Below are 13,669 nucleotides of genomic sequence, written 5' to 3'. Positions count from 1 at the left end.
CGCGACATCAGCCGCCACCAAACAGCGGGATAACGCCATCGCTTGTCGCGGTCGTTGCGCCGTCGAACAGCGGCTGAACGTCGTCGGAATGCGCGTCCATGATCTGATCGTGCGTGAACATCCCGTCGATGGTGTCGCCAAATTCACACATGTATTCCTGCAAGAACCACCAGTCCGGCATGCTCAATCGCTCTTCTTCGAGAAACTCAGCCGTGATGCGCGGGCACATGGTCGCAGGGATCTCCACGCGCTCCCACGCGTTCTTACCGATCCAGGCTTCGAAGAAGTGACCGCGCTTTCCGAACGGTGTCGACATGCACCAGAGGGAACCAACCCCAACGCCGAGCATCGGGCGCAGCGCATGGTAAAGGGCGTCCGGCACGCGGCTCGCTTCGTCCTCGATGATCAGCGCCGGGCCACTGAACCCGCGAATGGTGGCCTCGGAACCTGGAAGGGAAACGATCCTGCTGCCGTTCTGGAACGCCACCGAGAGCTTGTTGTCCTCATCGGTCGGAGGCTTTTCGCCCATCCGATCGAGCCCCTCGGAGACCTTTCGGAACAGCTCCGACGATTGACGCAACGACGGGCTCACGAGCAGCACCAGCGACTTCGGAAAGAACACCGTGCGGTGCAGTGCCTTGACGGCCGCGGTCGTGCTCTTGCCGCTCTGCCGGCTGCAGTTGAGCAGCACGCGCTTGGACCCGGTGCGAAGCACGTCCGCCTGCCACGGGTCGGGTTCAATGCCGATCGATCGCGCGAAGTCGACGGGGTCGGGAGCGGGTTCAGTGGACGGCGGGAGCGCTTTCGCCAGCAGCTTCGCCCGAGCCGCCTGAAGCTTCTGCAGCCTTTGGACTTTGCTGATTAGCTCCAGGGCTGACATGTAGTGTGTCCACCGTCACCTGCAGTTCGCCGGCGATCTTCAACGCGCCGACCACGTCCCGCAGGTTCTTCAGGTCGGCGTTCTTGATCAGTTCCCGGATCTTCGCGAACCCCTCAGCCAGAAACGCGCGGCGTTGCGCGTCCCATTCAAGGGTGTCCTGCTCTTTCTTGACCGCGTGTGCTTGTGCAAGCTCAGGGTCGCCAGCGAGCCGCTTTCGATACGATTGCAGCGTTCGCAGCGCCACCTTGTGAAATGCGCAAGCCTGCGCATCCCCCATCTGCACCGCGTCCACGACGATGCGGATCGCGCGGTCTCGATCGAATTTGGGGGTTGCCATGGAAGCCCTTCCGGGGCCGCGTCCCGCTGGTAAGGCAGGTTCTGAGCCGGGGAGGAGGTGTCCCGGCTCACGGCCCCACGGCGGGGGCCAAGTCGTGCCGCGCTTTCCACGCTGTGCGCAGGGGTGCGGGCGGACCCTGGGGAGCGCGCACGTCTCTGCGACGGGGCTCCTACCCATGATCGGTGATCGGTGTCGTTCCTGCTACCCCGGTGTCCTTCGGTGTCGTTCCCGATCACCTTTTCCAGGGTTCACGACTCATCCTGTTCGTTGTCCAGCGTCGCCGGTCTCGCTCGCGTCGTGGCGTCCATGGCACCGGCGGCCAGCAGGGCGTAGTACACGTCCGGCGCCCGATCGAGGATCTGCGAGTAGGTGATCTCCAGCCGCTGGTGCCTTGCCGCCTGTCTGCCGATCCCGTTGCGCAGGCACCACCGGCGCACCCGGTGCGTGGGCCAGTTCAGGAACTCCGCGAGCTCTGCGGTTCCGAACACGGGCGGGAGCCTCTTGCGCGCCGGACTCATGCTGCGCTCCGGCTGGAGAACCTCGACCCGGGCACGTACCAGGGCCTGCTGCCACGCACACGGTTGGACGCTGCCACCGAGTAGGCTTCCTTGGCCCGCTGCGCCCTCGTGGCGGCCTGCCAGACCAACCCGCACAGCAGGGCCATGGCTTCCTGCTTCGAGCCGTCCTTGCCCGTCTTGGCGCGGCGGCACAGGGCTACGAGCCGGGGCCTGTCGTTACCGAACATCACCACCGCGATCCTGGCGTTGACGCCGAAGGTTTCGAGGCGGTCGGTCTCCCCAGTCGTCAGGGGCTCATAGACCATACGCAACACCCGTCGGTCCCCGTCGCTCAGCGTCCGCAGGGTTGCTTCGATGTGGCCGTACTCCCAGGAAGCCTCAAGGATCCGATCGTCGCCGTCGTCCCGGGTTGCGTCGTCTCGACCGCGCCCGAGCTTGGCGGCGTCGATCTGCCCACCCATCGCGGACTTGATCCCCATCGCCGCCGCGAGCGAGCCGTTGAAGAATCGGTGCAGGTCGTTCTCTTGGTCTGGCGTAATCATCCGCGCTCCCTTCCTCCGAGGCCAGCTCGGGGGTTGACTTGTCCGTCCTGGGCGTTGTATCCCAAGAACAGAGCCGGGCTGGGGAGCGCGGCGGATGTCGAGGGCCTCGGGCGGCAACCCGGGGCCTTTCGCGTTCAGGCGGCTTGGTCCGGTCCACCTCCCTTCGAGGTGATGAGCGCCGCGAGTTCAACGTCCGTCTTGCCGCACCCCGTTATGGCCCTGTGCTTCGAGCCCGCGTGCTCCTTTCGGATCAGCGACCGGATCAGGGTGGAGGCCGCCAGCCCCGTGGCGTTGACGAGTTCATTCAGCATCGCCAGTTCCTCGACCGTCAGCCGGGCGGTGATGCGTTCGGGCTTGGGTGGTTGCTTCTTGAGGGTCATGGGTTCTTCTTTCCGGGGCGCTCGACAAGCGTCGTTGTCATTTGGTCGGTTCGCCCACTCTCTGATCATCGTTTTCATTTCGGGTGAACGCTCACTCTTCCCGGCCCGTTGTCCTTGTGTGCGCTGCGCTCGCTTCTCTGGGCTCCTTGTCATTGATCTTTCTCGCCCACTCGACAGCATTCGTTATCCTCACGAGGTCTCGCCCGCTTATCGGGACTCGTTTTCATCACGGACAGTCGCTCACTTGAAGACGCTCGTTTTCATCCCGCCGAATCGTTCGCTCCAACCCAACCGTTATCATCCACCTATGTCACTCGCTTCCAGTGCTTCGTTGTCATCAACAGCTCTCACTCGCTTTTCGTGTGTCGTTGTCATCCACAGGATTCGCCCACTCGACTTGAACCGCTATCATGCCCCTCCTGCGTTCGCTCTGGATGCTTCGTTGTCATTATCGGGTGCCGCTCGCTTCTCGCAACTCGTTGTCATGGTGCATCGTCACTCGCTCGACCATGCTCGTTGTCATTCCCTTCCAACGCCCGCTCGCCCTGCTTCGTCTTCATCGCGACCCATCGCTCGCTCTTGCTCGATCGTTATCATCGTGACTTGTCGCCCGCTCTGAAGGATCCGTTGTTGTCGAGGGGTATCGCCCACTCGCTCGCACTCGTTGTCCTCTCGGGTATTCGCCCACTCTCGAACGTTCGTTGTCCTTACCCTGCCGCGTTCGCTCATGAAACATCGTCGTCCTTCGTCATGCCCGCTCGCTCGCGGCTTACCGTTGCCATCGGGTCCCGTCGTCCACTCACCGGCCATCGTCGTCATCCGATCCATTCGCTCGCTCTTGCCCCGCCGTTATCATCGGTGCTACTCGCTCGTTCGTTCAATTCCGCTGTCATTCGTCGACACCGCCCGATCATTTGAACCCGTTGCCATTCCCCTTGGCCTCTCGCTCCGCACGCATCGTTGCCATCGAAGCTCACCGCCCGCTTATCCGGACTCGTTTTCATCGCGGCTTCTCGCTCGCTCTGGGTGTATCGTTGATCGATCGTCTGCGCTCGCTCGTGCTCAACCGTTGTCCTTCGGGTGCTCCGCTCGCTCTCGGTTTGTCGTCGTCATCACGCCTGCGCGCTCACTCTTCCGGCACGTCCTCCGGCTCCGTCTCATCCGATGCCATCGTCCACTTGCGCTTCTCCGGCAGCGGAGTCGTCTTGAAGTCTCCGACCATCTGCAGCGCCGCCTCGGTTGAGAACCTGCGAGGCCCCTGCTCGTGCAGTGGGATCCCGCCGTGCTCGAATCCGCGCCGGGAGTCGTAGTACGAGGGCCACACGTCGAGCCCTTCGATGCTGCGCCAAACCGTGTACAGGTCGAGCAAGAACAGGTCCACGGCCTTGCGCATGCCCTTGGAGTCGGCCTTGCCCGGCTTCATCCCCTGCATCGTCTGCGCGGCGCGCTTCGCGTTGTACCAGACCTCCAGATACTTGTTCGTGACGCCGTATGGTGCGTTGTTCGTGCACTTGCTGGCATTCCTACGCATGGCCGTCATCATCTGCCACAGACGCGACTTGAGCATGGCGTTGTAGCAGAGTGGCATCTTGACCAGAACTTCGGTTCCGCTGTCCGTCTCGCGTTCGTCGAGTTCCTTGAGCGGGTGAGGCTCGCGGTTGCGCGCCTGCTCGGCCGGGATCCAGCGTTGGTTGTCCTTGCGCGGGCGCTCGGCCTTGCCGTCGATGACCGCGTACCCGCAGTAGCGCCGGACGCCGGACGGCTTGAGCCCCTCGCGCCGGATGTCGATCTCGCTGAGCAGGTACCCGGCAACGACCGACCCGCACCCGAACACGTCGCGCAAGAAGACGCGGTAGACCTCCATCAACTCCAACTGCGCCTCAATGACGGGTTGCATCTTGTCGGCCCGCGACTTGACCCCCTCTGCCATGAGCTTCTGATCGGCCTTCACGTCCTCCGGCAGCATGCACGGGATGACCTTGCCCTTGTCCGGACCACGCATGACCTTCTTGTCGCAGATCGCGTTCGACAGCCGCACGCTGTGCTGCACAAGTCGCCAGTGTTCGCGCGCCAGCAGTTGTAGCGCCGTCTGCGGTTTGTCGCTGTAAGGTGCCAGCTTGAGCAGCCGCGTCGCCCGCATGCGCTTCTCGCGTTCGTAGCTGCGCCGGGTCTTTTCTGCTTTGGCGATTGCCTCCGCGATCTCGTCGTCGGTCAGTGCCTTCAGTTCGTCGCGCCCAATCGTCTCTACCTGTTGCATCGTCATGGTCTCAGCCTCCGTTCACTTGATCTGCCTCGTTGTCCTGGGGTGTCACCGCTCGCTTGGACATGGTCGTTGTCCTCGACTCCTTTTGCCCGCTCCTTCGATGTCGTTGTCATTCATCGCGCTCGCCCACTCCGTGAGCTTCGTTGTCATCGATCCCTTTCACTCGCTCCAGCGGCATCGTCGTCATTGAGCTATCCCGCGCGCTAGACATCGCTCGTTATCCTCGTGGTCGGTCGCCCGCTTTCCGCCATTCGTTGTCACCGACAGGGTTCACTCCGCCTTCTTGCCCGCCCGCATCTCGCGGACGTGACGTTGCAGCATCCCGCGCGACAGCGGATGGCCGTGGTGCTGCTTCTGGAGCCACATCGTGTAGGAGTCCCGGACGATCTTCAGCTCTTCGTCCGATAGGTTGTTGTAGGCCCATTGCGCCGCGAGCCATTGCCACGTCCTGCGCACATGCTCCCCGAGCTTCCCGACCACGTCGCGGACGAACTTGAACTTCCCGAGGCTCCAGCTCCGGTCGGTCACTTCTGCGACCAGCCACGCGTTGAAAGTCTTGTGTCCACTGCCACGGCCAACGATGTCCCAACGATCGGCCATGGTCAGGATGTCCTCGTAGACGATCATCGGCCACGCCTCGCCCTCACGCTTCGCCGCGCGGATCCTGCGAGCCAAGTTTTCAAGCTCGTTGCTTGCCATTGGATTCACCTGTGTCATTCTGCACCGTCCCTTTCCTTGAACAGCTCCAACTGCCCTTTTCTCGGCTTCCGTGCCCGGCGCCTGCCCAGCCGAAGCGAGCGGGAGCGGGGATGGCAGACGGGCCCCGCGTGGTTCGCGATGCTCACCGGGTTGCTCAAGCGTCTGCCGCAGATTTGGCAATGGTCGCTCATGCTCTCGGCGCCTCCTGTACGCGACCCGCGAAGCTGCCATCGACGCGCCTGCAGCGAAACACGACCCGAAGCCAGCCCTTGTCGGTGAGCTGCCATTGGCTCACACCGATCCAGCCGTTCAGGGCGATCTGCAGGGCGTCGATGGCGAGGGTCATGGCACTTCCCATCCTTGGTCTTGGCGCTTGAAGATGAGCCAGCGCTCGGGCTCGAAATCTTTTGCGTCCGGCGATGCGAGGTATTCGCTCGCGAGCGCGAGGGCCTCGGTCTTGGTTTTGTCGTCGAGACCCTTGCTCGCCTTCTTGCACCGCTTCTCCGCGTCGAGCCGATCGATCTCGGCCAGCACCAGATCGTCACCAGGCACGACCGCTTGCCCCCACCGGAGACCCTCGATCACAACAAGATGCGTTCCTCGGATGCTGGCCCGCGAGCGTACCTCCCACGTCAGATCGGGATGGCGATGGTCGAGCATGTCCACGAACTCGCCGAGCGTCTTGCCGCGCGATGCCATGCCGGCGAAGTGTCCGGCCCATCCATTGGCCTCGATCGAATACTGCTTCGCGTCGCGCCACGGCTCGGACGGATTGCCCTTGAATGAGCCGCTCATACCGGCTCACCTCCGGCCAGCTTCACCGCGAACTTGGCGAGGGCACGGAAGAGCCTCTCGATGTGCTCAGCCGTTTTCATGTAGTGCTCCGCGGCTTCCGCCTTGGCCTTGTAGCGACGCATCTCGTAGCCGAGACATTCCTTGGTCATCGCCTTGCGCTCTGCCGCGTTGGCTGCCCGCTCGTCGTCCTCTGCTCGCTCGCCCGGCGTCATCTCAGCCATGGTCCCCAGCCTTTCCGTCGATCCTCACGAACCGAATGAGCTTCCCGCTCACCTCCCCGAACTCACCCGCGATGAATCCCCAGCCCGGGTGTCTTGCGCCCTCCGGCTGCGTTCCAGCGATCCCGTTGATGATTCCGAGCAGGCTGATCGTGTAAGTCTCGCACCCCAAGGCGCGGACCTGCACGGTGGGGTGATCTGCCAGCGCCTTGTTGCAACTGACCCGGTGTTCGACCAACGCCGCAATCGCGACGGGGTCGAGCAAGAGCAGTTCGTTGAGCAGGTCGACGATGCCCGTCCTCGCCTCGTCGCTCAGATCGATCGTGCTCATTCCTCGAACCGCTTGGCCAGCAGAGCAAACGCCGTGTTGGCGAGCCCACGCACGCCCGAGTTGAGAATGCCGGGGATGTCGATCTCGATCGCCCCCATCTTGCGAAGACCCCAGCCGGCGATGTCGCCCGTCGTGATGGTGCCGGGTCCGCCGGCCGGGTGGATCGAGACCGCGACCGCGAGCGTCACTGCGACGGCTCCTGCGAGAAACTGGATTGGATCGTTCATGGTGTTCCTTTCTGTTGGTTGCGAATGCGCCATTCAACGCGCGCCGATCTCTCGGCTGCGCGCATCGCTCCGGTTCGAGTCCTGCGATGTCCAGACGAAAGAAGTGTGTTCCCGTTCATGAAGAGCCAGCGCCAGAGCGTCGAGCCGATGTCCTCGGGTGCCTCGACTTGGCAGTACATGACCTTGAGCTCGCCATCCGAGAAGGTGCCTGTGCGATCGATGCTCCATCGCCAATCCTTCGACCCTGAAGCCGGCATCGGGCACCCGTCCGGCTCCGGCTTCTCGACCTTGCGGTAGAGTCCGCTCCAGGCCGGGTCGGCGTGCCCGATCGTGATCGTTCGCCGGCCAAACTTGCCCCCGACTCGGCCGGTCGCGTGGACGATGTCCGGCTGCTGCGAGGCGCCGATGATGAGGGTCTTGAACTGCGACGTTGCCCCCTGGCGCGTCGCCTCCCCCGCCGCAGCCTGGGAGCCGTCCGGTGGCGCCTTGGCGTCAGGGCGGGGCACGGAAGGGGCAGGACGGGGCCACCCCAGCAGCATTGCGAGAGCCACAACCGCGTCCTCGCGCGTAGGGCGGACGACGTAGGAGGACTTGGTTTCGGCGCGGTAGACCATGTCGTCTCCACGGCCGCCCCATTCGTGGTTGTAATGCTCGTCGAGCCACGCGGTTGCCTCGGCCAGCGTCGGCTGCCGTTGAGGCCGGACGGTCGTAGTCGAGAACGGTCGCGTCGTGCAGCGGACGTGTCCTCCCGGCCCCAAGCCAATCGAACCGCCGAGGGCGGTGACGCCATCGGCGAGAATCTGGCGGTCCTGCTTGAGCAGCTCATTCTCGTCTTGCAGCCCCTTGCGCCGCTCATCCAACCGCACGACCGCGTCCCACAGCGTGAGCTTCGCTCGCTCGGCTTCCGGCATGTCGGCCGGCGTGGCGCGATCCCGCACGGCGCGCATGTCGGCCATGATCTTGTCGTGCTGCGCCTGGATGGCGTCGAGCCCCGTCTGCAGCTCCCCGACCTTGGCGGACTCCTGGGCGAGCTCGGCCTCCAGCTTGCGCTTCTCCTCCGCGAGCTTGGTGCCGGCGTCCTGCGCCTCAGTGAGGGTCTTGCTCATGGCCTCGTGCTCGGTTGCGAGTTTGGCGATCATCGCCATCGTGTCGGGCGGCCCGGTGAACAGCGGCACCCAGCCGATCTCATCGGCCCGGAAGCCCAGTGGCTTGGCGGGGTACAGCTTGAAGCACGCGCCCTCGTCTCCGAGCTTCCTGAGTGCCTCGCCTCCCACCCAGCAGAACGGCCTCTGAGCACGCTCACTTTTCTGCCCATCCCTGATGCGCTGCAGTTCGCTCTTGGTTGCGGAGAGTTCCTCGCGCAGTTTCCTGCACTCGCCCTCGGTCTCCGCCATGTCTGCGAATACGCCGTTGCTTCCCATCTCAGCCTCCCAGCACTTCGCCGGCCACGTAGCCGTCCGGCACGTTGAATTGAACATCCTGCGTGCGAACCACGTCCGCTCCCCGGAAGAAAATCGAGGTTTCGTTGGCGACACGCTGCAGCCCGAACGTCCAGCCCGGCTTGAGCGTGATGTCGAGCCGGCTCGCGTACTCCCGAGCCACCAGGCGGATCGCCATCCGGTGCGTGTTCGACCTGCACACCACGGTTTCTCTTCCGTCGTAGCGGACGCACGTGAGCACGCATCGATCCTCGCGTTCCTCGAGCCGCACTATCTCGTATGGCTTGCCGTCGAAGAAGACCGGCGTGCGGCGCTTCACGTGCTCGATGAGTTCGGACAGGTCACTCGACTCCGGCATGGCTTCCTCCAGGGGGACGATCGGTAGGATGGCATTGCGATTGCGAAGATCCGGGCACTCGCCGAGCCGCACGCCCCACTGCTTGATTTGTTCGTCGATGCGGCGCCGGTCGGTGTCGTGGATGGTGCCGTCGGGGTTCAGGCGCACCGAGGCGCCGGTGTAGGAGTCGAGGACGGATTCGAGCGTCTCGGCGGGGCGCTCCATGACGTGGATGTTGATCTTGGGGATGTCGGCCATCATCCACCGCTCCCCTCAGCCGCTATCGACCGCGCCCAGTTCAGGATCGTGGCGATGTCCTCGGCCCGCTGCTTGGTCAGGCCGTATCCGTTGTAGCCGCAGTCGGTGTTCCAACCGTCGCGCTTCGGATCGTCGCTGATGGTCCAGCGCATTCCGTCGGGGTAGCCGTCGTCAGCCGTGTCGTTCGCCCAGCCCCCGGTGTCCCCGGTGTTGGTTGCGAACACTTCGGGCATTCGGGCAATGGCCTCCGCAACGTCGGGAGGGAGCTTCATGGCGTCACCGTTTCCTGTTCAGCCGCCCCGCGGCGATGTTGATCTCGTCGACGCGCTTCTTCCAGTAGTCGGCCCGGTGTTCGTCGCTTGTGACACCGAACTCCGCGGCGAAGAACATGCCGTTGTTGAGCGCTACCAGCCCCTGGCAGGCCAGGTACATCGTGAGGGCCTGCTCCCACGGCGCTCCCTCGCATTGGACGTGCGTCGTTGCGTCATAGTGATCGTGGATCGCCACATCGAAACGCAGTTCCGAGAGGCGCGCGACCGTGTGCCGACAGACGGGCGTGCTCGCGTCGAGGGGTGGAATCATCTCCTCCGCTTGCTCGCGCGTCTCGCAGCGCACCAGTTCCACGTCTAGGCAGTAGCTGGTGGAAACGGCCTTCCTGTCGGGCAGAGCCATGTGTCCGATGGAGAACCCCAGGTGCCAGACGGCGATCGGCCACGGGGTGAACTCGTCGCCGGGCTTGCCTTCCAACCCTCCGCGCCGGACGTGGCGCAGAATCACGAAGTCTTTGTCCATCACCCTCCGCTCCCTTCGGTCTCGATCTGAACCGTCGGCGCCGGGCCTCCCGCGGCGCGTGCGTCGATGTCGCGTTGCACGGCCGCCTCCATGGCGCGGGCCTGCGCAGCCAGACACCACCGCCGAAGCGCCTCTCGCTCCGCGTGCTGCTGCGCGATCATGTGGGCCAACGCGATCGGGAACAACACCCGCTCGAGCCGTCGTGACAGCCGCGAGTTCCGGTGCCCTCCCGGCCCGCAGCCGCGTCGAACGTGCCGCAGTTGGCGCAGTGGGGCGGCGGTGTCGAACATGCGGGACAGACGCCGACCCGCGCGTTTGCTGACAGGGAACGTGATCACTGTGTGGAACGACATCGGGATGCGAAGCGTCCCCTCGATCGTCTGCGTCTCTGCGATGTCGTTGAATCGATCCGCCTCGAACGACACCGACTCGATCGGGCCGATCGGCACGCCGTCGATGAACTCCTCGCCTTGCGACCACGTGGGGTTCATCGCAACTCGTCTCCCCACTCGTTGCGGATCGGGTCCTGGACGTCTGGCCTCCACCCGGCGCCCATCACGGCCAACAGCGCCACCGCGAGCACCCGTTGCCGTCGCTCGATCCGCTCCAACCTCGCGTCGGGCGGTACGTCCGGGGCGGTGCAGGGCTCGAAGGTCTCGATCGGGGCAGTCATGACAGGCTCGCTTTCCGCAGGGCAGCAACGCGTTCCTTCACTCCAAGCGCGTAGGCCCCAAACTGCTCGTCGGTCATCGTGTAGACGCCGAGAGCATCGCAGCGCGCATCGAGCGCCTCGGTGGTGAACGGCTTCTCGGTGCTGCCGTCTGCTAGGTCGTACGCCACGACGAGCATCCGCTTCGCTTCACGGCTCATCGGCGGGAGAGCGATGTCGTTGCTCTGGGTCACGGCTTCACCTTGATCGCCTCGATCCGATCCACGATCGCCTTCGTGCTCACGATCTCGCCCTCGGCGCATTCGATGTCGACCGCGCGCGCGATCGTGCGAAGGGCCTCCAGAGCAAGCGCCTCGACCGTGGCGCCCCACGGAATGTGCTTCTCGATGACGTCGGGAAGGTACAGGTCATCGGGCCAGTCGTTGTCGCCGTGCCGGGCGCAGAGCCGACGCAGCGCCGACACGGTCTCCAGCCGTTCCTTCTGGGCCCGCAGCATCAGCGAAGCGAGCGATGGGGTGCTCTCGGTCGCGCCCAACTCGGCGATCAGGTGGCCCGCCATCTGGATGAGCGCGTGCCGATTGCCCTCCGCGTAAGGGTCAGGGCCGCGCTCGGCCTGAATCGCGGTGATGTCCCCGCTCACGTCGAACCGCTCGATCGTGGCAACGATGGGCTCGCCGCAGCGCATACGGATGTCGATCGACTTGACCATGGTGAGCGGCTTGCCGTCGTCGTCGGTGACCTCGCAATTCTCAAGCCCAGGGGAGAGCCGGTATGTGGGCCAGCCGGGCTTTGGCTCGGTTCGCGGACCGTTGAGTTCTTCTACGGTTGGGATACGGATTCTCATGGCAGCGCCTCGACTTTCAGAGCCGCCCACGCGGCGATCAGCTTGTCACCCTGCTCGCAAGGCGGATCGATCTTGATCTGGACCTCGGCAATCACCCGTGTCACCCGCTCCACACAACAGCGCAGAACCCGCAGCGTCGCGGGATAGCGCCCGTACTCGTAGAAGTGCGCGCGCAGTTGCCCCACGAGCCACTTGCAGAAGTCCGGCTTCGTCCAGGGCATGAAGTCGATGCGCTCCTCCATGACGGCGGGGTCGGGCGCGTCAAACTCGATGGTCTTCACCCGATCCAGATCGATACCGACGGGGACAAAGACTGATGTGTAGTCGTTGGGGGTCACGGATTCCTCCTGCCGGTGATTCCGGCCGCCGGGTTGTGGATCGGTCCGGTGAGCAGACGGCTTCCCGTCTCGCGCATGTCCCGCTGGTGCTGCAGCCACGCAAGCTCCAGCTCGTGCGCCATCACCTCGCGCTCGCGTTCGATCGCGCGCAGACTCTCCTGCCACCGATCGCGCTGGGTGCGGGTCATGGCTTCCTCCATAGCTTCGGCCACGTCGGGTTCAGTTGTCCGAGTCGAAACGTCAGCGCGCCAAACAGCAACACCAGGAAGAGAAGCGGAATGAGGTTGCCCGGGTTCATGCTGCCCTCGCTCTGCGAACTTCCTGGTCCGCTGCCATTGCCTGACTCGGGGATCGGATTACCCAGTAGAGCCCGCCGGCCGCCTCGTGGATCGCCTGCCACTCGCGCTGCTCCGCGGTCTGCTGCTCGTCGTCGTCGCGCTTGATCTCAAACGCCATCGGCACGCCGCAGCACACGCCGAGGATGTCGGCGGTCCCCTTCGGGGCGCCCCTGAACATGCCCTTGCCCGTCTGGCCAGTGGCCGTCGTGTAGTCGTACAGCTTCCGGCCGCTGTTCGCGCGCCAGTAGTAGGCCTTGCGGTCGCGAGATACGAAAAGGCCGGTGTGAACGAGCTTCTTGCGGTTGGTCTTGCGGTCGACCACCAGGCGCACGAGCTCGACGCCGAGGCACCGGAGCGTGGCCGCCTGGATGTCGGCCTCGAGCGGGCCACGGAGCTTGAACCGAGCGCGCTTCGGGATGCCTGGGAGCGTGGGATGATTCACGACGCTTCCTCCACACACAGAGCCGCGGGCGATCCTTGGACAGGTACCGCGTGCGACTCGAACGCGACAAACCGGCCGCAGGGGAAGCTGCAGACGTGGGTTGCGCGGGGGTTCGCCTTGAGCACATCCTCGAGGCATTTTTCATAGCGGGCACAATCACGATCGTGGGTGCGCGCCTCGACCGCCGGCCCAACGCGCTTGCTCTTGCTGCCGGTGCCGGTCTGTCGGCCCTGGTGGGCGCGCTGCTGGCGAGTAGAGCCGGGCATCAGTCGTCCCTCGGTTCGTTGTAGTCGCGGACGGGAGTGGGGCCTTCCGGCTCTGTTTCTTCGTCCTCTGGCTCGTCGTTGGGCGGCGGTTCAATCCGGCATTGCGATCCGATGAACTCCAGCTCAACCTTTGCCGCCGCTCCGCTGCGGATCTTGGGGATCAGCACTTCGAGCACGTTGTCGCGCTTGTAGGCCGCTTCGCCGTAGTGGTAGTAATCCTCGCGATAGAGCAGCAGGGTTGCATCGGCGAACTCCTCAAACGCGCCGGTCTCTTTCAGATCCGACATCTGCGGGCGCTTGTCCTTCACGGTGCGCGCCTCGAGCGTCCGGCTCATCTGCGCCAACGCGAGCACACACACGTTCTGCTCCTTGGCGATGTTCTTCAAAGTCTCGATGATGCCGTTGAGCTGCTCGCGACGCGGTTGACGTTGATTCGCGCCGTGCACGAGCAGGGTGTGATCGACAACGACGCAGAAGAGATCACCGTCGTGCTCTTGCTTGTGCTCGATGACGCGGCGCTCAATGTCGGCGTCGGTCAGGCCGACCGCCTCATCGAAGTGGAGCGGCAACCTAGCCAGGTCGGCTGCGGCCACCGTGAGCTTGTCCCAGTGCTCTTTGAAGAGCTTGTCCTTCTTCATGCGCCACATGCCAACCTTGGCTCGGTTGAACAGCGCGCGCAGAACCTGCTCCTCGTTGAGCATCTCGATCGTGAAGTACAGAACGCGTTGCCCCGCCTCGGCGAACCGCAGCGCGAG

General features: G+C 64.3%; 26 protein-coding genes. All 26 read right to left on the bottom strand.

The window, feature by feature from the left end:
* Positions 1-7 precede the first annotated feature (7 nt).
* Positions 8-880, bottom strand: a complete 873-nt coding sequence (locus WC683_16215) for a terminase family protein (GenBank protein ID MFA4974155.1) — start codon at positions 878-880, stop codon at positions 8-10.
* Positions 783-1,217, bottom strand: a complete 435-nt coding sequence (locus WC683_16210; GenBank protein ID MFA4974154.1) for a hypothetical protein — start codon at positions 1,215-1,217, stop codon at positions 783-785. The genes WC683_16215 and WC683_16210 overlap by 98 nt, the downstream gene beginning before the upstream one ends.
* 248 nt (positions 1,218-1,465) lie before the next feature.
* Positions 1,466-1,735: a hypothetical protein gene (locus WC683_16205; GenBank protein MFA4974153.1), complete on the bottom strand. Its 270-nt coding sequence runs from the start codon at positions 1,733-1,735 to the stop codon at positions 1,466-1,468.
* Positions 1,732-2,277, bottom strand: coding sequence for a hypothetical protein (locus tag WC683_16200; protein MFA4974152.1), 546 nt, complete (start codon positions 2,275-2,277; stop codon positions 1,732-1,734). Before WC683_16200 ends, WC683_16205 begins: the two co-directional genes overlap by 4 nt.
* A 134-nt stretch (positions 2,278-2,411) precedes the next feature.
* A complete protein-coding gene (locus tag WC683_16195) occupies positions 2,412-2,657 on the bottom strand; it encodes a hypothetical protein (protein MFA4974151.1) in 246 nt (81 codons plus the stop codon).
* A gap of 1,126 nt (positions 2,658-3,783) precedes the next feature.
* Positions 3,784-4,920 (bottom strand): hypothetical protein, encoded by a 1,137-nt coding sequence (locus tag WC683_16190; protein ID MFA4974150.1) that lies wholly within the window; start codon positions 4,918-4,920, stop codon positions 3,784-3,786.
* A gap of 270 nt (positions 4,921-5,190) precedes the next feature.
* A complete protein-coding gene (locus WC683_16185) occupies positions 5,191-5,619 on the bottom strand; it encodes a hypothetical protein (protein MFA4974149.1) in 429 nt (142 codons plus the stop codon).
* 14 nt (positions 5,620-5,633) lie between these two features.
* Positions 5,634-5,810, bottom strand: a complete 177-nt coding sequence (locus WC683_16180; protein ID MFA4974148.1) for a DUF6011 domain-containing protein — start codon at positions 5,808-5,810, stop codon at positions 5,634-5,636.
* Positions 5,807-5,965, bottom strand: a complete 159-nt coding sequence (locus WC683_16175; protein MFA4974147.1) for a hypothetical protein — start codon at positions 5,963-5,965, stop codon at positions 5,807-5,809. The genes WC683_16180 and WC683_16175 overlap by 4 nt, the downstream gene beginning before the upstream one ends.
* Positions 5,962-6,414, bottom strand: a complete 453-nt coding sequence (locus WC683_16170; GenBank protein MFA4974146.1) for a hypothetical protein — start codon at positions 6,412-6,414, stop codon at positions 5,962-5,964. The genes WC683_16175 and WC683_16170 overlap by 4 nt, the downstream gene beginning before the upstream one ends.
* Positions 6,411-6,635 carry a hypothetical protein gene (locus tag WC683_16165; protein MFA4974145.1) on the bottom strand — a complete coding sequence of 75 codons (225 nt, stop codon included), beginning with the start codon at positions 6,633-6,635 and terminating at the stop codon, positions 6,411-6,413. Before WC683_16165 ends, WC683_16170 begins: the two co-directional genes overlap by 4 nt.
* Positions 6,628-6,963: a hypothetical protein gene (locus WC683_16160; protein ID MFA4974144.1), complete on the bottom strand. Its 336-nt coding sequence runs from the start codon at positions 6,961-6,963 to the stop codon at positions 6,628-6,630. Before WC683_16160 ends, WC683_16165 begins: the two co-directional genes overlap by 8 nt.
* Positions 6,960-7,190 (bottom strand): hypothetical protein, encoded by a 231-nt coding sequence (locus WC683_16155; GenBank protein MFA4974143.1) that lies wholly within the window; start codon positions 7,188-7,190, stop codon positions 6,960-6,962. The genes WC683_16160 and WC683_16155 overlap by 4 nt, the downstream gene beginning before the upstream one ends.
* Complete coding sequence (locus tag WC683_16150; protein MFA4974142.1) at positions 7,187-8,611, bottom strand: hypothetical protein; 1,425 nt, start codon at positions 8,609-8,611, stop codon at positions 7,187-7,189. Before WC683_16150 ends, WC683_16155 begins: the two co-directional genes overlap by 4 nt.
* A 1-nt stretch (position 8,612) precedes the next feature.
* On the bottom strand, positions 8,613-9,227 hold the full coding sequence (locus tag WC683_16145; GenBank protein ID MFA4974141.1) for a hypothetical protein: 615 nt from the start codon (positions 9,225-9,227) through the stop codon (positions 8,613-8,615).
* Positions 9,224-9,496, bottom strand: a complete 273-nt coding sequence (locus WC683_16140; GenBank protein ID MFA4974140.1) for a hypothetical protein — start codon at positions 9,494-9,496, stop codon at positions 9,224-9,226. The genes WC683_16145 and WC683_16140 overlap by 4 nt, the downstream gene beginning before the upstream one ends.
* A 4-nt stretch (positions 9,497-9,500) precedes the next feature.
* A complete protein-coding gene (locus tag WC683_16135; protein ID MFA4974139.1) occupies positions 9,501-10,016 on the bottom strand; it encodes a hypothetical protein in 516 nt (171 codons plus the stop codon).
* Positions 10,016-10,507 (bottom strand): hypothetical protein, encoded by a 492-nt coding sequence (locus tag WC683_16130; GenBank protein MFA4974138.1) that lies wholly within the window; start codon positions 10,505-10,507, stop codon positions 10,016-10,018. The genes WC683_16135 and WC683_16130 overlap by 1 nt, the downstream gene beginning before the upstream one ends.
* Complete coding sequence (locus WC683_16125) at positions 10,504-10,689, bottom strand: hypothetical protein (GenBank protein MFA4974137.1); 186 nt, start codon at positions 10,687-10,689, stop codon at positions 10,504-10,506. Before WC683_16125 ends, WC683_16130 begins: the two co-directional genes overlap by 4 nt.
* Complete coding sequence (locus WC683_16120; GenBank protein ID MFA4974136.1) at positions 10,686-10,919, bottom strand: hypothetical protein; 234 nt, start codon at positions 10,917-10,919, stop codon at positions 10,686-10,688. The genes WC683_16125 and WC683_16120 overlap by 4 nt, the downstream gene beginning before the upstream one ends.
* Positions 10,916-11,530, bottom strand: coding sequence for a hypothetical protein (locus WC683_16115; protein MFA4974135.1), 615 nt, complete (start codon positions 11,528-11,530; stop codon positions 10,916-10,918). The genes WC683_16120 and WC683_16115 overlap by 4 nt, the downstream gene beginning before the upstream one ends.
* Positions 11,527-11,868 carry a hypothetical protein gene (locus tag WC683_16110; GenBank protein ID MFA4974134.1) on the bottom strand — a complete coding sequence of 114 codons (342 nt, stop codon included), beginning with the start codon at positions 11,866-11,868 and terminating at the stop codon, positions 11,527-11,529. Before WC683_16110 ends, WC683_16115 begins: the two co-directional genes overlap by 4 nt.
* Entirely contained in the window at positions 11,865-12,056 is a 192-nt protein-coding gene (locus tag WC683_16105) for a hypothetical protein (protein MFA4974133.1), read from the bottom strand. Before WC683_16105 ends, WC683_16110 begins: the two co-directional genes overlap by 4 nt.
* A gap of 106 nt (positions 12,057-12,162) precedes the next feature.
* Positions 12,163-12,648, bottom strand: coding sequence for a hypothetical protein (locus WC683_16100; GenBank protein MFA4974132.1), 486 nt, complete (start codon positions 12,646-12,648; stop codon positions 12,163-12,165).
* On the bottom strand, positions 12,645-12,914 hold the full coding sequence (locus WC683_16095) for a hypothetical protein (protein MFA4974131.1): 270 nt from the start codon (positions 12,912-12,914) through the stop codon (positions 12,645-12,647). Before WC683_16095 ends, WC683_16100 begins: the two co-directional genes overlap by 4 nt.
* Positions 12,914-13,669, bottom strand: a 756-nt coding sequence (locus WC683_16090; protein ID MFA4974130.1) for a DnaB-like helicase C-terminal domain-containing protein, incomplete at its 5' end; no start/stop codon positions are given. The genes WC683_16090 and WC683_16095, both read right to left, overlap by 1 nt.

Source organism: bacterium (assembly GCA_041648665.1).
Classification (GTDB): domain Bacteria; phylum UBA10199; class UBA10199; order 2-02-FULL-44-16; family JAAZCA01; genus JAFGMW01.
The sequence above is the reverse complement of the archived record's forward strand: the minus strand, read 5'-3'. Positions and strand labels throughout refer to the sequence as shown.

Coding starts and splice junctions, on each gene's coding strand:
- WC683_16180 (MFA4974148.1), bottom strand. CDS start 5,810: ATGAGCGACCATTGCCAAATCTGCGGCAGACGCTTGAGCAACCCGGTG.
- WC683_16140 (MFA4974140.1), bottom strand. CDS start 9,496: ATGAAGCTCCCTCCCGACGTTGCGGAGGCCATTGCCCGAATGCCCGAA.
- WC683_16215 (MFA4974155.1), bottom strand. CDS start 880: ATGTCAGCCCTGGAGCTAATCAGCAAAGTCCAAAGGCTGCAGAAGCTT.
- WC683_16185 (MFA4974149.1), bottom strand. CDS start 5,619: ATGGCAAGCAACGAGCTTGAAAACTTGGCTCGCAGGATCCGCGCGGCG.
- WC683_16155 (MFA4974143.1), bottom strand. CDS start 7,190: ATGAACGATCCAATCCAGTTTCTCGCAGGAGCCGTCGCAGTGACGCTC.
- WC683_16190 (MFA4974150.1), bottom strand. CDS start 4,920: ATGACGATGCAACAGGTAGAGACGATTGGGCGCGACGAACTGAAGGCA.
- WC683_16130 (MFA4974138.1), bottom strand. CDS start 10,507: ATGAACCCCACGTGGTCGCAAGGCGAGGAGTTCATCGACGGCGTGCCG.
- WC683_16115 (MFA4974135.1), bottom strand. CDS start 11,530: ATGAGAATCCGTATCCCAACCGTAGAAGAACTCAACGGTCCGCGAACC.
- WC683_16205 (MFA4974153.1), bottom strand. CDS start 1,735: ATGAGTCCGGCGCGCAAGAGGCTCCCGCCCGTGTTCGGAACCGCAGAG.
- WC683_16210 (MFA4974154.1), bottom strand. CDS start 1,217: ATGGCAACCCCCAAATTCGATCGAGACCGCGCGATCCGCATCGTCGTG.
- WC683_16135 (MFA4974139.1), bottom strand. CDS start 10,016: ATGGACAAAGACTTCGTGATTCTGCGCCACGTCCGGCGCGGAGGGTTG.
- WC683_16160 (MFA4974144.1), bottom strand. CDS start 6,963: ATGAGCACGATCGATCTGAGCGACGAGGCGAGGACGGGCATCGTCGAC.
- WC683_16165 (MFA4974145.1), bottom strand. CDS start 6,635: ATGGCTGAGATGACGCCGGGCGAGCGAGCAGAGGACGACGAGCGGGCA.
- WC683_16105 (MFA4974133.1), bottom strand. CDS start 12,056: ATGACCCGCACCCAGCGCGATCGGTGGCAGGAGAGTCTGCGCGCGATC.
- WC683_16145 (MFA4974141.1), bottom strand. CDS start 9,227: ATGATGGCCGACATCCCCAAGATCAACATCCACGTCATGGAGCGCCCC.
- WC683_16195 (MFA4974151.1), bottom strand. CDS start 2,657: ATGACCCTCAAGAAGCAACCACCCAAGCCCGAACGCATCACCGCCCGG.
- WC683_16150 (MFA4974142.1), bottom strand. CDS start 8,611: ATGGGAAGCAACGGCGTATTCGCAGACATGGCGGAGACCGAGGGCGAG.
- WC683_16175 (MFA4974147.1), bottom strand. CDS start 5,965: ATGACCCTCGCCATCGACGCCCTGCAGATCGCCCTGAACGGCTGGATC.
- WC683_16200 (MFA4974152.1), bottom strand. CDS start 2,277: ATGATTACGCCAGACCAAGAGAACGACCTGCACCGATTCTTCAACGGC.
- WC683_16125 (MFA4974137.1), bottom strand. CDS start 10,689: ATGACTGCCCCGATCGAGACCTTCGAGCCCTGCACCGCCCCGGACGTA.
- WC683_16170 (MFA4974146.1), bottom strand. CDS start 6,414: ATGAGCGGCTCATTCAAGGGCAATCCGTCCGAGCCGTGGCGCGACGCG.
- WC683_16095 (MFA4974131.1), bottom strand. CDS start 12,914: ATGCCCGGCTCTACTCGCCAGCAGCGCGCCCACCAGGGCCGACAGACC.